The organism is Streptomyces sp. NPDC002130 (genome assembly GCF_040296465.1).
Classification (GTDB): Bacteria; Actinomycetota; Actinomycetes; order Streptomycetales; family Streptomycetaceae; genus Streptomyces.
The window spans coordinates 1-1,282 of sequence record NZ_JBEOXI010000947.1 but is presented as its reverse complement, the minus strand read 5'-3'; the positions used below and the strand labels follow the sequence as shown (position 1 = coordinate 1,282).

The following is a 1,282-nucleotide window of genomic DNA, read 5'->3' as shown; positions in this document are numbered from 1 at the left end:
GCGGTGCTCAACGACGCCAGCACGCGGATCGGCAGCACCCTGGACGTGACCCGGACGGCCGAGGCCGGAGCACAGACCCGATCCGAGATTGGCCGCACCCAGTCCAGCGAGTTCACGATTGGCGTCGATCGTGTACCCCGCCTTGGCCGCGTATGTCTTTGCAGCACCCAGACCTTCGGCGAATCCGATGAGCAGAACGCCGACTGCCGGTCCGACCAGATCGAGATAGTCCTCGGCTCCCACACCACTCGGCAGACCCATCGACGGCAGTCCCGAGTCGATGTGCCCGACGATGTCGATGCCGCGATCGTCGAGGCCGAACAACGCGACTGCGGTAATGCCCAGCAGCACGACGAGGAGCGAACCCGGTACCAGCGGAAGCCATCGCTTGACGCCCAGGACCATTGCCAGGCTGAGCAATCCGATGATCACCGTCGGTCCGTCGACCTCACCCAGTTCCTTCACCACTGTCCACGCCTGGACGAAGAAGTTTCCCTCCCCCTTCTCCACGCCCAGGAGTTTGGGTACTTGACCGATGATGATCGTGAGCGCGAGACCCACGATGAATCCCTTCAGAACCGGCTCGGAGATGAAGGAGGCGATGAAGCCGAGGCGCATGAATCCTGCCAGCAGACCCACGAGCCCGGTCACGATTGCCAATGCGGCCGACAGCGCGATGAATCGGCCGTCGTTTCCCGAAGCCAGTGGCGCGATCATCGCCGCGGACAACGCTGCGGTCGCCGACATCGGCCCGACGATCAGGTGTCGCGAACTACCTGCTGCTGCATACAGAATCAGTGACGGAACTGCAGCATAGAGCCCGACTACCGGCGGAACTCCGGCGATGGTGGCGTACGCGAGCGCTTCGGGAACGAGGACGGCCCACACGGTGAGGCCGGCAATGATGTCGGGGCGGAGCCAGCCGCGCTGGTAGTCGGAGAGCGATCCGAAGACCCACCACGTCCGTGTTTGCGGAGCACTCATAGTCCTTGCACCCCTTTACTGATCTGCATCGCCGCGATCAGGACGAGAAGCCCGACGTTCAGCAAGTGCGTGTTGGTGGCTATCCAGGTGCGGATCTTCAGCAGCGGTTCGGTTGCCTCGTCCTTCTTGATCAGCAGGAGGGCAACAGGCACCGCAACCGAGGTCACGGACACCAGCGAGAAGATCACGGCCGAGACGATCTGCGACGTGGGTTCCACAGTGCTGAGCCGCAGATTCATGGCGGCGGCGATGGCACATGACATGTCGATGGGGTTGAAGACGAACAGCGCGAAACCTA

The 1,282-nt window shown here is 62.9% G+C and carries 2 protein-coding genes; both read right to left on the bottom strand.

From position 1 onward, the window contains the following. The coding region (locus ABT116_RS47290; protein WP_351647563.1) for a SulP family inorganic anion transporter at window positions 1–984 on the bottom strand (984 nt) is incomplete at its 3' end. Then, on the bottom strand, window positions 981–1,282 hold a 302-nt coding region (locus tag ABT116_RS47285), incomplete at its 5' end, for a GAP family protein (protein ID WP_351647561.1). The genes ABT116_RS47290 and ABT116_RS47285, both read right to left, overlap by 4 nt.